This is a genomic window from Odoribacter sp. AF15-53, from assembly GCF_003479425.1.
GTDB lineage: Bacteria > Bacteroidota > Bacteroidia > Bacteroidales > Marinifilaceae > Butyricimonas.
Genome location: NZ_QUHC01000001.1, coordinates 1,139,919 through 1,158,485, shown reverse-complemented (window position 1 = coordinate 1,158,485; position 18,567 = coordinate 1,139,919). Strand labels below are relative to the sequence as shown.

Genomic DNA, 18,567 nt, shown 5'->3' with positions numbered 1-18,567 from the left:
TTCATGATCTTCTTTCATTGTGTTGGTTTGGTTAAAAGTATTTTTAATGCAAAAACAGCATTATTTAATTACATGCATACATGTAGATATATCTGTCAAAAAAAACCTTTATTTGCCTATAATAACTAGCTATGAAATCAAAGATAGAAATATATGTAGGTTTAAAGGTTCGTGAATTTCGTTTAAAGAAAGATTGGACCCAACAATATTTAGCTGATGTTTTAAATCTTTCTAATACATTCATTGCAAATAGAGAAAACCCAAATGAGGATGATGCTTTCAATTTAGATCATATTGATTCTATTGCAAGAGCATTAGGGTGTAAAATATGGGATTTATTACCCAAAAATCCTATTAATGATCAGGATTGGCCTTTAAATTGAATTTTATATATTCTATTTCATAATCTAAAATGTTTTTATTTTGCTTAATCCTCGAAGCAAAAATTAAACAACAAGAAAAGCGAGGACTATATTACTATATTTAGTTCAAGGTATCGCCAAACACCCATCATACATATAGACAACAGCCCACGCTTAATCAGCATGAACAATTTGTCTAATCCGTATGATAAAAATTGGCGATTTTAGAACTAAAGATTAGAACAAACATTCAAATATTTCAATGCGGACTCTTCCGCACTTAGTTTTTCAACTTCTGCAAATATATAATATATTTTTACAAAAATCAAATATTTTACCACTTTATAGCTATAATGGGGGTAATTCACTTCTCAAAAGAATAAAAATACCCTTTTCTTTTATTTGAAAATAATAAGTTTGATTCTAAGAAAATAAAAATTCCCCCTGAAATTTTCAGAGGGAAGTAAAAGTTTAAAAAACAGGTTTATTCCTCTTGGGAACGTAGGGTAACATTCATGTCATCAATATCAGTGTCAGAAGTTACAATTTCATCTTGTGGAACATAACTAACGTGACTAAAAGTTAACGTACATGACTCAGATTGTTTTACTTGAATTGAGTAATAACCTTCTGCGTTGGTTTGAGTTCTGTTTAGTAGGGTATGATCACTATTCAAAGTGCAGGTTACATCAACCTGACTTATAACATCCCCACTTGTGTTGTCAACATACCCGGAAACAGTTATCCATTTCACATCACTTTTCATCGTGAAGCTACACGTGATCACCGCGATCACAACTACCGCCGCTAATACAACTAAAGATTTTACTTTCATAATTAGAAATTTTAGTTTTTATCACAAACACCCAGTGTTTTCCCCCTCTTTAAAGCGAATACTCCAAATTTATGATAATTAATTAGCAAAACAAATTTTTTGACGTAAATAATTCTATATTGCAATATATATGATTTTTAAATTCATTACTTGTAGGAGATGTTAATATTTCAGTTTTCATGCTTATTACTTACGTGTTTATTGGCAAATTATATAAATAAACCATGTGATTATTACAGTATGTATTACGAGCAACTAGTATTTATACGATGATTATTAAAGACGTATAAAAAATGCTTTCATATTGTTATTTAGTTTTGTAGTTTATATAGATTATAAATAGTTTTCGTGATGGATTAGAAATGTACTATTTTTTGATGTAAAATTTTTATATTGTTGATTATCAATGATTATTTGTTGGTGAACCCGGTGTGGGATTGGGTTTTGTTTGTGACCTTGAAGGGCTCAATGATTGCACGATAATAACATCTCTCCTTCTTTTAGGAAGGAGAGGATTTTGTTTACAATTACGATTGTTTTCAACCATTAGAGTTTAATTATTCTTCTTAAAATTTTCTACCTGTTCCATAACTTGATCAAATACTTCATCGTTATACTGAGGAGGGTAGCCATTATTATATAGGCAGAAGAAAATCTTTTGATTCAATTCTGCGCGGACATTGGAGTTGTTGAGCCAATCCGTAAAAGAGGATTGAATATCAATTAGTTCCTTTATTTTCTTTGCAAGAGCTTTACATTTGTCGTTAATGATTATTCCGTCAATATTTTTATCTTTGCCGTATTCAAAGTTGTGCTTATCTCGGAGGTGTATAAGGATGTCATAAAAAGCCTTTTCTTCAAAGGTTAATCCTAACTTACGGAAACTTTCTTTGTCTTCACCTAAACCAGCCAGTATATCAAGAGCTTGCTGAGTTGCATTCCGAATAATTTCATCAATAGCTTCATTTTGTGCAGATGTAGCTTCCTCTGGAGATAAATTTGCACGACGATTATGATACTCTTCAAGAGTCTTTTTTAGTAGCTCTTCGTATTTCTCTGCTGCAATTTTATTTGTATTTTTATATTCTTTAATTGATCTACGTAATAGTTTTACAAGTACTTCAAGTTTGGTTGCAGGTAATTTAATATTATCAAGTTGAGAAACAAATTCAGGACTAAATATATTTTCTTCTACATCAGTATCAAGAATATTAATCACAGAATTACACTTAAGGGCTTCTGATACCATTTTCTCAACAGCTCTGTTCATACTTTCCGCATCGTGTTTGTTACCTGATGTCTTACGTATATATGAAGCGACAGCCATAAAACATTGAGATAATGATAATTTCTCATTATCGAGAGTATTCGCCGGCTGACAAATGTTATATGCAGCACATAGTCGTTTTACATGTGTCAGGAAGAATGTTTTTACGCTCACAAGTTTTGGCTTGGTCATTCCTTGTTCAGGGCTTACATTTAGCTGTTTTGTAAGTGTGATTATATAGTCTGCGGCAGAAGAAAGACATTCCAGGCGTTCTAATGGTTTAGCATTAGGATTTGTAAATGGAGATATATCAAAGCCGACAAATAGTTTATTCAATATATCTAATTCTATAATTAGTGCTTCCAATGCTTGTTGTACATCATCGTCACTTGGACCAAATGACTCTCCGCCATACTTGTGCATGGCCTTCATCATATTATCTCGGATTCCAATGTAGTCAATGATAAAGCCGAATTCTTTACCCGGATATTTTCGATTTACCCGGCTAATAGTTTGAATCAGAGATTGTTTTTGCAAAGGTTTGTCATTGTATAAAAATGTCAGACAAGGAACATCAAATCCCGTAATCCACATATCTACAACGATAACAATACGGAAGTTGGATTTGTCCATCTTAAAGGCATCATCTAACTTTTTGATACGGGACTTTTTTCCAAGATAGTCATACATATCTTTGGGATCATTTTTTCCACGCGTAGCAACCATCGCTATCGTCGGCATCAACGGTAATTTTTTCAATTCTTCTGGGGTAAGGAAAGTGCCATCGGGAGACTTTTTCTCTTTGAACCATTCAGGTTTAAGTTTCTTGAATTTGTTGAGTAATTTATATCCAATATAGCGTTTACTGCATACAATCATTGCTTTCTGTATAACATCAGCTTTGTTGTTGCAAGCTGTCGTATAATGTTTGATAATGTCATCTGCCAATCGTTCCAATCGCTCATCATCAGCGAGAATTACTTCCATTGCGCTCATTGCTTTCTTGCTAGCAACAATATCTTCTTCTGTCGCTCCTTCATCAAAGCATTTTTTATAATACTTATCAATTGTCTTTACCTTTTCACTATCGAGCGTAACTTTGGCTATACGGGGGATGTATTTCAATGCAACAGTGATTTCATCATCCACTGATTGTTGCATTGTATATTTATCCACAATTTGTCCAAAAACTTGGATTGTTTCATCAATAGGTGTGCCAGTAAATCCCACAAATGTAGCATTGGGGAATGCACAGTGTAGATGTTCTGCATAAGGCTTGGTTATGAATGCACCTAATTGTTCATCATCGAAAACCTCATCCACGTTTTTGCGGTCTCTAATCTTGAGTTGTTTATTCAGTCGAATTTGCGTACGGTGTGCTTCGTCTGAAAAGCAGATAATATTTTTACGAGTATTCAACTCGCCAATTTCTTCACAAAACTTTTGTATGGTGCAGATAAAGAAACCGCCAGACTCTCTTAATGACAACTCAGTTTTTAATATTGCTCTATTGGCGATAACTTTAGCTGCACCGAGTGATAAAAACTCCTCAGAACGTAGAAAGAGTTTTCCTGCTTGTGTTTGAAGATCGTCACGGTCGACAATCATTACGATGGTTGGCGAATCCAATTCCTTACAACGTAACGAAAGTTGGCGTGCAAGAAACATCATTGTGTATGTCTTACCACACCCGGTTGCTCCAAAATATGTTCCGCCTTTGTTATCACCTGCGGCAAATGCAGTTAATACATTATCTCTAAGCATACGAGTTGCAAAAAATTGAGGATAGCGACATACTATCTCTTCTTCTTGGGCGAAATCTTTGTCTGGGAAATAAATATAATCACGTAGTATCTCTAAGAAGCGATTAGGCTCGTATACTCCCGCTACAATTGTTTTTACTTGGTCTATTCCCTTTTGAGCCACAAAATCTTCGTTGTGTACTTTTTTCCACGCATAATAATGTTCATATGGTGTATATGTCGTACCCAATTTCGTATTATTAATGGTTGCATCACTTATACACGAAAGAGGACAGTAACGTAACAAATGAGGGATATCTCTTTTATAACGAGTATGAATTTGCTCGTAGGCATCGGCTATTGTGGCTGATGAATCAGTTGGATTTTTCAGTTCAAATATGCAAAGAGGGATACCATTGATAAACAACATTACATCAGGAATGCGAATATCGTTTTTCAGCCCATAACCGACTTCGAACTGATTTACACAATGATAAATATTGTAATCGTTTTTTTGTTCAAAATTGACATATTCAATATCAAATATTTTTCCATCCGAATGGCGGGTATAGCGATAACCATCTCTTATCAAATAGTATGTGTTACGCAGTAACTCAAAATGCGTTTGGCCGCTTACGTAACGCAATTTATTCACTACTTCTTCTATATCTTCACCTGTTAATTCATTGTAACGATGCTGAAGATATGTTGTCATATCGCTTGTGAGTAATACTTCACGGTTATGACGAGGGATCTGTTCTCCGTGAGTGTACTCCCAACCTTGCTCCCTTAACAAGTCAATAAGGGCTTCTTCGTAATCGCTTTCGTAATATTTACCTGGCATATTTTGAGGTATTTATGAGTTCGCTGCTTTTTGTATCAATGCAGAACAAAGGGTTTTAAGTTTTTCTCTCGCCTCAGAAGCTATTTTCTTGGCTTCTTCCGAGCATTTATATAAATTCACAATAGAGTGTTGTATAGCAATGGATGGTATTGGGATTTTTACCCTGCATAATTCACTCCAATCAAAAGTTTCTCGTGCGCTTCCCCAAGAGTTGAATCGGGTATAGCGGTCAAACTCATTACGACTCAATAAAAGAAACAGATATTCTGGCATCAATTTATTATAGTCTTTACATCGGAAATTTATGTAAGAAGATGAAACTATATATGTTTGTTCTGTATCATTAATCGCTAATGATATTTTTCCACCGTTCCGTGATGTTACAGTTACATAACTAAATTCTCTCGGTTTTAATAATTTGTATGGAGTTAACGACACATCTTTCATATCAGCTTTGGTTGGTATAAGTTTCTTTAAGATTCCTATACCTCGTACATCTTCCAGTGTATACTTACCCTCGCTATTTCTTTCATCACAAAGTTCAATATAGTCATCACCAAGTTTGACTTCTTGACACTTATTTCTGCAATCAACGATAAATGCTTCACAAGCCTTGCCTAATGGTTCAATAAGTGCTTCGTTCTGCTCGGCAAGTGCTTTAAGCCCATTGTAAGTATCGATTAACTCTCTCTGTACATCAATATGGGGGAGAGGAATCAATAATTCGTGGAAAGATTTTTCTAGCAAATTACCCCTTATTGAACAATCTGTATGGAACCATGAGATGCGTCCAAACTCTTCTCGTGTTAATAGCATTTCTAAGTATTCGGGTAACAATTCTTTTATTTTGCTTTCTTTTATTCTGAATATATAGTATGCAGGAGATACAGCTATTGTTTTGGATGTATTATTATAAGCGATTGGAATTATTACATCTCGCCCAACATGCATAAGGTTACAAGCAAAATGATTTTGAGGTACAATTTTATACTTACTTTTATCTACCCCTGTCATATTCGCAACCGTGGGTATAAAGCCTTTTGCAATATTAACTCCACTTATTGCTATTGAAAGATTGGCTCCAACACGAGTTATATTTTCTTCAATATAATGACCAAGTTGTACCCATAAAGTTTTATTTGCACTCATATCCTAATTGTTTTAATGCATTGCGTAATGTTGTATCATTTTTTTTCTGACGTTTAAGTAGGTCTGATACTATAGATGCAGTTGCTGTTAAAACTTTATTATAGTCGATATCAGAATCACGGTCAACGAATTCAATGTAGCGACTTGGTATAAGAGAAAAATCATTCTCTTCAAGAGTCTTAATTCCCACTGAGCGGTACAATTCTGGTATAGCGTAGTTTGTGCCATCGGTGTCCTCTGCCTGCCATTTGAAGTATATTTCAGAAGCATGTTTAATCTGCTCGACTTTTAGTTCAACTTTCTTTTTCTGTTCTCCTTTTACAGGATTCTCAATCCATTGACGTAAGTCCATAAAGAGAATCTCATTTTCACGATTACGTAATTTACGCCCGTGCCATATACCACCCTTTTTATTTTGATTAAGAATCCATAAGGTTACAGATATATCTGTTGTATAGAAAAGTTCACGAGGAAGAACTATAATGGCTTCTATTTTATCATTTTCTATAAGTCTTTTACGAATATTTTGTGCATCTGTATCTCCCAATGCACCATTAGCAAGTAAAAAACCAGCTACACCCTTACCGGCTTTGAGCTTCGATAGTATGTGAAGAATCCATGCGTAATTAGCATTACTTTCAGGTGGTAAGGTGTAATCAGTCCAGCGAGGGTCGTTACTTAATGTACTGTCGTACCATTTTTTTAAGTTAAAGGGGGGATTGGCCATAATATAGTCAAACACCAATCCCTTGTGCATATCGTTTGTGAACGTAGAGGCATTCTTCTCTCCCAAATGGTGTGATATACCACGTACAGCTAGATTCATTTTAGCCAAACGATAGGTAGCGGGGTCACTTTCTTGGCCGTATACATTGACAGTTTTGATATCACCTTTCTTGGCCTCTACATATTTTGCACATTGCACAAACATACCTCCAGAACCACAACAAGGGTCGTAAAGTGTGCCATCGAATGGCTCAATAAAGGCTGCAATCAACTCTACTATATCGTGCGGTGTATAAAATTCGCCATCTTCTTTGGTAGCATTTACTGCAAAAGATTTCAAGAAGTATTCATACACGCGACCTATCAAGTCTTTCTCTTCGCCGAAGACTTTGTGAGAGATCTTATTAATCTCATCCACAACTTTTTTTATCACATTAGCTTCAAGATTAATAGATGAGAATAAGCCTAAACGTATGCAACCTCTGAGAGCATCACCACTATCATCAATTGCTTGAAGTGCATCATCTAATGTTACGTTGAGTTTGCTTGCCGGGACATTAATAAGTTTGCTCCAACGTGCGGCCTTTGGAACAAATGCAATATTTTGATAACGATTTGGACTATTTAAGAATGCTTCTATCGTAGCTTCGTCTTCGATACCGTTTTTTATACACTCTTTGCGCATACTATCTTGCGCATTTTCAAATTTCTCTCCAATAAAACGCAAGAAAACCAGCGTAAGGAGTAAATCACGTTTATCATTGAGTGTGGCATTACTACGTAGGTAGTCGCGACAATTAAATAATATAGATTCGAGATTGAGGTGTTTTTCCTCTTTTTTTTTTTTGTCTTTGCCATAAGGATTATTCTTTACTGTCTATAAGTTCTTTTGAGTCTACTTTTTTTATTCGATTCATGGGGTTTATTTATCGCTTTATTTTTTATTGCGTCAAATTGTTCACAAACATATAAAATTTTATGCTATATAAAGAAAAAGGAGAGGAAAAGTCTTCTTCTTAACTTTAAATAGTAGTTTGTTTATCTAAACATATTGGTGGTTGTGCATAATTAGGATGGCTCCCACTTTGTATGATTCTAAACCAAACGTATGTTTGTGTATCATCTTCCAATTCCCTCTCGGCTTCGCCGCATTCCCTTTATAAACAGAGATAGAGTTAAGTTACCTTGATTTATTATGTCAGAAGTTAGTCCTTCATATGGTCCAAAAGTATAAAATAATCCCGGATATTGAATATAATTCACTATATTTGCATTATAAAATCGTTTCAAATAATGAAGTTAAATAGAATAAAGGTAGTTCTTTTGGAAAAAGGTATTTCTCAAACATGGTTGGCGAAGAAACTCGACAAGAGTTTTAGCATGGTCAATGCATATGCTTGTAACCGGATTCAGCCTAATTTGAAAACCTTGCAACAGATTGCAGAGATATTACAAGTCGATTTGAAGGATTTGATAACCGATAAAAAAGATAGGTTATAATATAACATGTCTGTGCGATGGATCATATAGAGTTTAATTGATTAGATTATAAGAATAAGCAATAAGATGGCAAACTTAAATATAGAACAGAAAAAGGTAAAAAGCCTTTTTCAAGAATCAAAATACAATTTTCTCATACCTGACTACCAACGTCCATATGCGTGGGGTGAGGTGGAGTGTAAAACTTTGTGGGATGATTTGTTTTCATTCTCTTTCCCAAACGATGACTGCGACCAATTTATTGATGATGAAGAATATTTTCTTGGCCCTATAGTAACATTCAAGAATAAGAACCAAATGGAGGTGATTGATGGGCAACAACGTTTAACGACCATTATGCTTTTGTTAAGAGCTTTTTACAATAAGCTTGGTAGTATGAAAGACCCTCGCTCAAAACGGATGAAGGAAGATATTGAAAAATGTATTTGGAGAGCTAATGAATTTGGAGAGTTTGAAACATCCGCTTTAAAAATCAATTCACAGGTTGCTACGGATGAAGATAAAGAAGAGTTTATTTCGATATTGAAAGATGGACAAGGTATAGGTAAGAAAAGTCGTTACGCAAAGAATTTCAATTTTTTTGTTGAAAAGATTGATGTTTTTCTAAGTAATTATCCATCGTATTTTGCATATTTTCCAGCACGTGTGCTAAACAATTGTGTTCTTTTACCAATTGAGGCAGAGTCTCAAAATACAGCGTTGAGAATTTTCTCAACTTTGAATGATAGAGGAAAACCTCTTTCAGATGCTGATATTTTTAAGGCGCAACTTTATAAGTATTATTCATCGTTGGGTAAAAAAGATGAATTTATAGAAACGTGGAAAAGTCTAGATAAGATTACTAGTGAAGTGTTCCATCCAATTTACGGTACACCGTTAGATGAATTATTTACAAGATATATGTATTATGAACGTGCACTCGCAGAGATAAAATCATCAACAACAGAGGCTTTGCGTAAGTTTTATGAAGGAGATGGTAGCTATCCTCTTTTGCATCAGCCTAAGACATTGAATAATCTTGTAAGTCTTGCCAAATTTTGGCAAGATGTTAATAATCAAGAAGCGGAACGCTTCTCAGATAAAGTTCTAAAACGATTGTTTGTACTTAGTTATGCTCCCAATGGAATGTGGACGTATATTACTTCTGTGTATTTTATGTACCATCGTAATGAAAATGATGAAATAGAAGAGAATGCTTTTTGTCGTTTTTTGGATTGTATAACAGCATTCATATGGGCGTATGCTATAACTAATCCGGGTGTTAACTCTTTGCGTACTCCTGTGTATGCAGAAATGGTTAGAATAATCAAAGGTGAAGAAGTAACATTCTCTGACTTCAAATTTTCAGAAGAACGTTATCGTGCTCAAATAGCAAATTATGCATTCAATAATAGTCGTGCGATTACAAAATCAATGATTACTTGGTGGGCTTTTCAACATGATAATCAATCTTTATTATCATTAGAAACCCGGTTCGATATAGAACATATATATGCACGAAATAGACAGGATAAAGAAAAAGGGTTGTCAAATCCTCAGAATGTAGAAGTACTTGGAAATAAAGTTCTCCTTGAGAAAAAATTGAATATCAGAGCTTCCGATTATCGTTTTGTGGATAAAGTGAAGTATTATAAAGGATTTATTACTGCTAATGGTCAGGAAAAAAATGGTTCTCAAATTGTCGAATTGTCGGAGATAAGTAATTCGTATAGTGATTTTATTGAAACTGATATAATTAATCGTAATTCTAAAATAATTGATGCGTTTGTAGGTTTCCTTAGAACGAATCAATTATTGAAAGAATAAAATTATTGCTTTGATTATTATTCTATCTTTTAATATAACTTCCGATAATATACAGTATTGAGAATATGTCTCCTCAAGAAAAGCAAGAATAAAGAAAGACCAGCGGTTTGCAGATGTAGGTTGGGAGGTAATTATTTACCGATGCAGCATATTATGCCAATTGATTATCAATAGTTTACGGCTTAAAAGATAGACTGCTCAAAAATTTACTTGTTTTTCGCCGAAAATCGAAGATTTAACGTTTTTAACCTTAGTTTGTCTTCAAACGAAGGGAAAAAGAGAAAAATGGCTCTCTTTTGCTCCGAAACATCCGGTTCGCAAAGATAAGGCATATCGGTGATTATTTCGCCGATTCGAGTTGCAAAATCAGAGATGGTTTTACGGATTTTGGGGTTGGCTCTTGTGTCTTACAATGGCTCGAATCATGTCTGTTTTGTGAGCAGGATTTCTGTGTCTTTTGCAGCCAAAAAAAAGAAAGTCGGCAGATATAGTTCGGTTCGGCTTTGGCGAAGCCATTTTTTTTCTCTCCCTCTGTTAGCTTTACTTTAATGTACGTATATATGAATACGGAGATAAAGTAAAGTTGATTTTCATTTTGAGGTGCAAATAAATTCTGAATTTGGTGGTATATTCAGGAATAAGTCTTATTTTTGTATTGAATAATATTTTGTTTGTTGATTGGCAGATATGTAAACTATGAATAATATAATAGCTTTTAATGTTTCAAGTCCCAGTGATATTGCTTTGCAAATTGCAGCAAGAGTCAAGGTTCGGAGACTTGAATTGGACTTAACTCAAGAAGGATTGGCAGCAAGAGCAGGAGTCAAGTTTGCTACTTATCGCAGATTTGAGCAGACGGGAGAGATTTCATTAAGAGGATTGCTTCAAGTAGGCTTTGCTTTGAATGCGCTTTCTGATTTTGATGCTCTTTTTGCGCAGAAGCAATATCAGTCATTAGATGATGTATTGAATGAGCAAAGTGTTATACGTAAAAGAGGGAAGAAAAATGAATAGCATAAAGCGGATAGAGGTAATATATGATAATAGACTGGTTGGCAGATTGGCTTTAACCAAAGAGAGTTTATGTGCATTTGAATATTCGGCAGAGTGGCTCAATTCTGGTTTTTCTATATCTCCGTTTGAGTTACCATTGCGCAGTGGGGTATTTATAGCAAAACCTCGTCCGTTTGATGGTGGATTCGGTGTTTTTGATGATTGTTTGCCTGATGGGTGGGGATTGCTAATTCTTGATAGATACTTGCAGCGGAACGGGGTCAATCCACGAACACTGTCACTACTTGACCGTCTTGCGTTGGTCGGTTCTACTGGACGCGGTGCATTGGAATTTCGTCCAGACAAGAGTGTTGTATCAAAGCAAGAATACGCAGATTTTGAAAAATTGGCATTGGAGGCGGAACAGATTCTTGATAGCGACAATTATAACGGAGAGGGAATTGAGGAGTTCCAGTATAGAGGTGGTTCTCCGGGTGGAGCCCGCCCCAAAATCTTTACTCGTTATGATGGGAAAGAATGGTTGGTGAAGTTCCGGGCAAAGAGAGATTCCAAACATATTGGTGAGGATGAATACCGTTATTCGCTTCTTGCCAAAGAGTGTGGAATAGAGATGCCTAAAACACGACTTTTCGAAGATAAATATTTCGGAGTGGAGCGTTTTGACCGTACCTCAAACGGTAAATTACACGTTGTAAGCATTGCCGGACTTATCGGGGCAGACTATCGTTTGCCAAGCATAGACTACACTCACATATTTCAAGTATGCGCAACTTTGACGCATAGCGTGGCAGAAATGTGGAAAGTGTATCGTCTTATGGTATTCAACTACTTGATTGATAACAAAGATGACCACGCAAAGAATTTTGCTTTCATCTATCGTGATGGCAATTGGCATTTCGCTCCGGCATTCGATCTGTTGCCAAGTGATGGCATAAATGGCTTCCGTACGACTTCTATCAATGATCGCATTGAACCTACAAAAGAAGATTTATTTGCTGTGATGGTAAAAGTTGGGTTAAATGAAAAGGAGGCAGTGGAAATTTTTGAGGAAATACAAGGTATATTATCAATGACATTTGACCAGAGTTTCTAAATGACCTTGGCTTGATTTAATAATTGTTTATTGGAATCTATTTATATTATAACAAATGAAACATATTTCTATACGTGTTCCTTGGCACGATTCTAATTGGAATGGCCATGTATGCAAGAATCCTGCTTGTAATACATTTTGTAAGGTTCTCCCAAGAATATCCATGTCGCGGGATACTGCTGATTGCTTGCATGCTTCTGAGGATTGGAGTTTACTTCCACAGCATGAACGTCCCGTTTGTGCAAGCGAAAACGGTGGTTTTATGAATCAGCACTCATATAAACGGGAATTTAAGCACGTGTATGCGGGCAAAGGAGGGCGACATGACGTTTTAAAGCCAACAACAATTGAAATCCCTGCATATTCTGCTTTAGCTATTCCATTTAGATATATGTCTCTTGATTCTCAATCGTGGTTGAGTGATAGACATCCGGAGTTTCATGACGTGGAAAAATCCCCGTTCAATTCATCGTGGCTATATGGTGCAGAGCGTCAACTCGATATTCTGAAGTGGTTTCGTGGGAATATTGAAGCCAATGAGTCAATCTGTGTCTTTTATTGTAAAAACGGTAATCCTGTAGATGATGAAGGCCGCCGTATGATTGTCGGTATGGGAGAGGTAACCTCTGTGGCATCTATAAAATTATACGATACAGAGGCCGATTACACATATCCTTTATGGGAAATGGTTGTACAACATTCTATAAGGCAGGAATTACAGGACTCCAAAGGCTTTCTATTGCCATACAACCAATATCTGGAATTTGATGAGGACTATATTCAAAAGAAGACAGGATTAACAAAAGAGGAAGCCCTTGACGAAATTAAAATCTCTCTTGATAAGCTTGGAAATACAGAACGTATCTTCAATGAACTATCTTACGGTTGTGAATTCATTAGCAATCAATCAATGCTCATCATCCTTGAAAATGCAAGGCGGGCATTGGAGGCCGTTATGAAGCATGGATTAGTGGGAGGCGACTGGCAGTTACAATTACGCTGGATAAATGACAGCATAGCCAAGGTTAAGTCTTCGATTTCGCCATTCCCTTCATTTGCAGAATGCCTCAAAGCGATAGGCGTAAACTATTCATATCTGATAGAACGGGATATTCTGACTGCCGGATGTGGGAAAAAAGACAATCCGTGGAGATACTACAATGACTTAATGGCAGGGAAGCTACCTGTTCCCAATACAGTTTATTTTTCAGAACTACCCGCGTATAAGAAATCTTGGGAGTATCGTTCAGATGAAGGGAAAAGAGTGCTTGAGCTACTTTCCCGATTTGAACTCGATGCAGATATCATAGGGCAATATGCCAACAATGCTGAGACTTATGAAAAACTTTTGACTAATCCCTATATCATAAGCGAAAAATGTGCTCAGGATTACGATAATCGTGTGAACACACAAACTATCGACTTTGGTGTGATTCCTGATGTAGACATTCAAGGTGAAAACATTCCAACGGCACCGTTTGCTGTTCGTACTTTGATAGATGAACGCAGATTACGTTCCATGACTGTTGAACGTCTTTGCTCTGCTCTTGACGATGGAGACACGTTACTATCCATTGCCGAGTTGGAACAATATGTAAGTGATACTCTTTCTGATACAAATTCTTTATTACCAAACGACTATTTCTTAACCGTCCGAGGTTTTTTCTCCGATGAGTTGGTCTATCTCCCTGACGACAATCCTAAGGCACTACAGCTAAAAGAATACGCAGAAATGGAGCGTTGGTTGAGCAAACGATTATTGGCCAGAGCCAAAAGCTCTGTGCGTAATAAGTTGAACGTTGACTGGGAAACTCGTGCCATGTCATCATCACATTATGACAAAAATAACGAGAATAGTCGTGAAGCAACGAGACAGCAGATTGAAGCGTTGGAGATGATGACGGATAGAAAACTCTCTGTCTTAACAGGTGGTGCCGGTACCGGCAAAACAACCGTAGTAGAGACATTTCTTTCCTGCTCACAAATAAAAAACGAAGGCGTGCTTTTACTTGCCCCTACAGGAAAAGCGAGAGTTCGATTAGGCAAAATGGGTAAGGGTGTTGAAGCCCAAACCATTGCTCAGTTCCTCGTTCGTCAAGGTTTCTTTGATTGGGATAGAATGTTAGCTATTGACAATCCGAACGGAAGACAGTATGCCAATGCTGCCAATGTGATTATTGACGAATGTTCTATGCTGACAACGCGAGATTTGTATATTCTTTTAAAAGCGTTAGATCTCGCTAAGATTAATCGTCTTATATTGATTGGTGACCCTTGCCAACTTCCTCCGATAGGGGCAGGCAGACCATTTGCTGATTTGTGCTACCGCCTTCAAAACAAGGACACTGTTCCTGTATTAAATTCAGCAATCACATCGCTCGAAACGGTAGTACGTACAATTACTACCGGCGAATCTGATATTTTAACACTTGCATCATGGTTTAGTAGCAAGAAACCAAAGAAAGGGGCTGATGAAATATTCAATAAGATGGCTACCGGAGACCTTAATGGAGATTTGCAGGTAATGACTTGGACAGACGAAAGCGACCTTGAAAAGTGTCTGATGGAAGCATTATGTATTGAATTGGGGTGTACTGAAGATAATCTATCTGCCGTTCTTCAGCATCGGTTAGGTATTGACTCCATCAAATCGCTTGCGGCAAATCCTAACACGATTGAGTCTGTGCAAGTCCTCACCCCTGTCCTGAATCCTATCTGGGGGTCATTGCATCTTAATGAATGTGTTCAGAAATGGATAGGAACATACGACAAGGAATTTATACAATTCTCAACACAGAAGATTTATCCCAAAGATAAGATAATGCAACTTAAAAATGAGAAAGTGGAAGCATACCCATCCCATCAAAAATATCAGTTATCTAACGGTCAAATTGGTTTTGTGCGATCTATTTATAAAGGATATGCGAATTTGATTTACGCCGGTATTCCCAATGAATCTTTCGGTAAAAGAGGCGTGTCTGGAGAAGATAGTGAAACTCCAATAGAACTTGCATATTCTATCACGATTCATAAAAGCCAGGGTAGCGATTTCAACACTGTGGTGCTGGTATTGCCTAAGTTTGGTCGCATTCTCACACGTGAGTTAATTTACACTGCATTGACGAGAGCTAAAAAGAAACTGATTCTACTCATACAAGATAATGTCTATTGGCTTTGGGAAAAAACGAAGCCTCAAGCCTCTATTCTTGCGCAAAGAAATTCAAATATGTTCGAACAACTTGTGGCAAGAGAAAATAAGTCCTCAATCCCTTATGTTGAAGGCCTGATACATCGGACAAAAAATCCCAACCTTATGGTTCGTAGTAAGTCAGAGGTAATTATCGCAAACGAACTTATCTCTGCCGACATCAAGTTTAAATATGAAGAAATGTTTAATAGAGATGGACATCAATGCCTTCCCGACTTCACTTTTGTAGACCTTTCTGATGAGATTATTATCTGGGAACATCTGGGTATGCTTACAGTTCCAGAATATAAGACTTCATGGGAAAAGAAATTGAAATTCTATAATTCTATAGGTTTCATAGAAGGTGAAAACCTTTTCACGACTCATGACCATGAAAATGGGTCTATTGACACTACTGAAATCATGAAGGTAATTGACAAGATTAAAAATCTTGTAGAATAAATACCAAGAACAGAAATAACTATGAGTGGAGGATATTTTAATCGGCATATGATTGCCTTCGGAGAGATAGCTAATTCTATCGAGCGTGATATTGCGAGAACTTTACAACCAAAGCCGGGAAGATACATAAAGATTATTGGACTATTTACGAGAAAGATAGCTTTGGCTCATACCATAGCTATATGAGTTTTGCCAGTTATGAAGATGCGGAATCTTTTCTTCTGACAGATAAAACTATCGTCAAGGCAGAACAAAAATATTCAGAGCAGCATTTTTTCGTAGATGGAGTAATATTCCAATCAACAATGCGATATATGTCTGGCACTTCTGACGGTGAACGAATTCCGGTATTATACTCAATTCATCATTGTTATTATGGCCGCTATCCAGATGATGCTGATGTATTGGAACTGTCAGATGAAACGATAAATGTAATGAAGGAGGCATATCGGCAAATTCGTATAGCAGAGATATATGCAACTCGCGTAGATTGGATGATGAGTGGCAATGATAGCGAAGAGAATTTTCGTGAGCGTATAAAGGAAGATTTGGCAGAGTTTGAAAAGGAATATGCGTCTAAAGACTGGATTTTTTTCGATGTTGACTGAAAAATGTCAGATATTGTATGTGTAATATATCATTAAGTAAATCAAAATCGCCATCTTTGCATATTATATGATAGATTGACTATGGTAAAGTTATCGGCACGGTCGCTTTGCACCTTAAATAGATAAAGATATGACAAAGAATACAATGGGAACCAAACTGCCTCGAAAATTGGTGCAGAAGATGTCGATTGTAGGAGAACAGATTGAATTGGCTCGCCTACGAAGGAATCTGAGTGTGGCTCAGATTGCAGAACGTGCCACCTGTTCTCTGTTGACTGTGTCCCGAATAGAAAAAGGCGCACCGACAGTTGCAATCGGAATTTATTTGCGAGTGCTGTATGCCTTGCAGCTTGACGATGATATTCTGTGGTTGGCCAAAGAAGACAAACTGGGAAAAGCTTTGCAGGATTTGAGTTTGAAGACAAGGAGGCGAGCTTCGAAAAAGGTATAGATGCGTATGTTCTTCCATAATATAAGTTGCCTTTTGTTCTGGTGGGATAAAAAACATGGTTTTAAATTTTGTGTTATGCTGCAAAAACATTATGTTTGTATTACATAATAAATAAGGCGTATGAAATTCGTTGATAGAATAGATGAAGCGGCACGACTGAAAGATGCTCTTGCGAGAGAGAAATCCTCGTTAGTCGTGATGTACGGTCGCAGACGGCTGGGTAAGTCAACGCTCATTAAAAGGGTGTTGTCAGAAAATGATGTTTACTTCCTTGCCGACCGTTCCGAAGGTCAGCATCAGAGAATATTGCTTGCAAAAGTGATTGCACAAGTGTTCCCGGATTTCGACAAACTGACATATCCGGATTGGGAATCTATGTTTCGCGCGGTCAATTATCGAACAGACAAGCGTTTTACTTTATGCTTGGATGAGTTTCCGTATCTTGTAGAGCAATCTTCTGAGCTGCCGTCTGTGCTGCAAAAACTGGTTGATGAAAAGCAGTTGAAGTATAATCTTGTGCTTTGTGGTTCGTCACAAAATATGATGTATGGGCTGTTTCTTGATTCTACTGCACCTCTCTATGGTCGTGCTGATGAGATCATGAAACTTGCACTGATACGTTTGCCATATATTCAAGAGGCTTTGAGCCTTGATGCGATGAATGCCATTGAAGAATATGCTGTTTGGGGAGGTGTGCCGCGTTATTGGGAACTAAGGGAAAACCAAAATTCACTTAATGATGCTTTGTGGCACAATATCCTTTCTGTAAATGGAACTCTTTACGAAGAACCGATAAAATTGTTTCAGGACGATGTAAAGGATATTGTCAAGACTTCGACGATAATGTCTTATATCGGTACTGGCGCAAATCGGCTTTCTGAGATTGCCGCAAGATGCAATGAGCCGGCAACCAATCTGTCGCGTCCGTTGAAGAAGCTTATTGATCTCGGATTTTTGGCGAAAGATGTTCCGTTCGGGATTGATGAAAAGAATGCGAAAAAGAGCCTCTACAAGATAGCTGATCCGTTTATGGCATTTTATTATCAGTTTGTCGTACCTAATCGTTCGTTTATTGAACTTGGCCGTCGTTTACCCATAGAACAGGCTTTGACTGCTCATTTCTCGGAGTATGTGAGTATGCAATGGGAAAAATTATGTCGGGATGCCGTAACAGGAAATCTTGTCAATGGAGTGGTTTACGGCAAGGCAAAACGCTGGTGGGGTTCTGTTATCAATGAGGATAAGAAGCCGGAACAGGTCGAATTCGATGTGATGGCTGAATCGCTTGATAAAAAGTATCTGCTGGTTGGTGAATGTAAATGGACAACTCAAGAGAATGGTAAACAGTTAACAACTGAACTCCTCCGCAAGGCTAATTTGCTGCCGTTTGCCAAGAAATACACCATAGTTCCGATGCTGTTTCTTAAGAATGCTCCAAAAGATGAGGCAGGAAATACTATGTTGCCGGAAGATGTTGTCAGATTAAGTTACTAATGTTTAATTAGCTTTACTGTATAAATT

The 18,567-nt window shown here is 36.8% G+C and carries 13 protein-coding genes; 9 read left to right on the top strand and 4 right to left on the bottom strand.

Annotation, left to right across the window (positions count from 1 at the left end; translation table 11 throughout):
- Positions 1-131: 131 nt before the first annotated feature.
- Entirely contained in the window at positions 132-383 is a 252-nt protein-coding gene (locus tag DWW52_RS04675) for a helix-turn-helix transcriptional regulator (RefSeq protein ID WP_118714247.1), read from the top strand.
- Positions 384-846: 463 nt separating this feature from the next.
- Here the strand turns inward: DWW52_RS04675 and DWW52_RS04670 are convergent, their stop codons facing one another.
- The 4 genes from DWW52_RS04670 to DWW52_RS04655 form a co-directional block, all read right to left on the bottom strand.
- On the bottom strand, positions 847-1,197 hold the full coding sequence (locus DWW52_RS04670; protein WP_118714246.1) for a carboxypeptidase-like regulatory domain-containing protein: 351 nt from the start codon (positions 1,195-1,197) through the stop codon (positions 847-849).
- Positions 1,198-1,750: 553 nt separating this feature from the next.
- A complete protein-coding gene (locus DWW52_RS04665) occupies positions 1,751-5,050 on the bottom strand; it encodes a type I restriction endonuclease subunit R (RefSeq protein WP_118714245.1) in 3,300 nt (1,099 codons plus the stop codon).
- 12 nt (positions 5,051-5,062) lie between these two features.
- Positions 5,063-6,199, bottom strand: coding sequence for a restriction endonuclease subunit S (locus DWW52_RS04660; protein WP_118714244.1), 1,137 nt, complete (start codon positions 6,197-6,199; stop codon positions 5,063-5,065).
- Positions 6,186-7,733, bottom strand: coding sequence for an N-6 DNA methylase (locus tag DWW52_RS04655; RefSeq protein ID WP_118714243.1), 1,548 nt, complete (start codon positions 7,731-7,733; stop codon positions 6,186-6,188). The genes DWW52_RS04660 and DWW52_RS04655 overlap by 14 nt, the downstream gene beginning before the upstream one ends.
- Before the next feature lie 485 nt (positions 7,734-8,218).
- On the opposite strand from DWW52_RS04655, the gene DWW52_RS04650 reads away from it, so the two are divergent.
- The 8 genes from DWW52_RS04650 (at position 8,219) to DWW52_RS04610 (ending at position 18,540) form a co-directional block, all read left to right on the top strand.
- Positions 8,219-8,425 carry a helix-turn-helix domain-containing protein gene (locus DWW52_RS04650; RefSeq protein WP_118714242.1) on the top strand — a complete coding sequence of 69 codons (207 nt, stop codon included), beginning with the start codon at positions 8,219-8,221 and terminating at the stop codon, positions 8,423-8,425.
- 66 nt (positions 8,426-8,491) lie between these two features.
- Complete coding sequence (locus DWW52_RS04645) at positions 8,492-10,231, top strand: DUF262 domain-containing protein (protein WP_118714241.1); 1,740 nt, start codon at positions 8,492-8,494, stop codon at positions 10,229-10,231.
- A gap of 696 nt (positions 10,232-10,927) precedes the next feature.
- Positions 10,928-11,245, top strand: a complete 318-nt coding sequence (locus DWW52_RS04635; RefSeq protein ID WP_008764677.1) for a helix-turn-helix domain-containing protein — start codon at positions 10,928-10,930, stop codon at positions 11,243-11,245.
- Entirely contained in the window at positions 11,238-12,338 is a 1,101-nt protein-coding gene (locus tag DWW52_RS04630) for a type II toxin-antitoxin system HipA family toxin (protein WP_008764678.1), read from the top strand. Before DWW52_RS04635 ends, DWW52_RS04630 begins: the two co-directional genes overlap by 8 nt.
- A 55-nt stretch (positions 12,339-12,393) precedes the next feature.
- The gene (locus DWW52_RS04625) at positions 12,394-15,987 is read left to right on the top strand and encodes an ATP-dependent RecD-like DNA helicase (protein WP_008764679.1); all 3,594 of its coding nucleotides are present in this window, start codon (positions 12,394-12,396) and stop codon (positions 15,985-15,987) included.
- Between the two features lie 182 nt (positions 15,988-16,169).
- Positions 16,170-16,595: a hypothetical protein gene (locus DWW52_RS04620; protein ID WP_022042444.1), complete on the top strand. Its 426-nt coding sequence runs from the start codon at positions 16,170-16,172 to the stop codon at positions 16,593-16,595.
- A 130-nt stretch (positions 16,596-16,725) separates the two neighbouring features.
- Positions 16,726-17,046, top strand: coding sequence for a helix-turn-helix domain-containing protein (locus DWW52_RS04615; protein ID WP_008764680.1), 321 nt, complete (start codon positions 16,726-16,728; stop codon positions 17,044-17,046).
- A gap of 120 nt (positions 17,047-17,166) precedes the next feature.
- A complete protein-coding gene (locus DWW52_RS04610) occupies positions 17,167-18,540 on the top strand; it encodes an ATP-binding protein (protein WP_008764681.1) in 1,374 nt (457 codons plus the stop codon).
- Positions 18,541-18,567 lie beyond the last annotated feature (27 nt).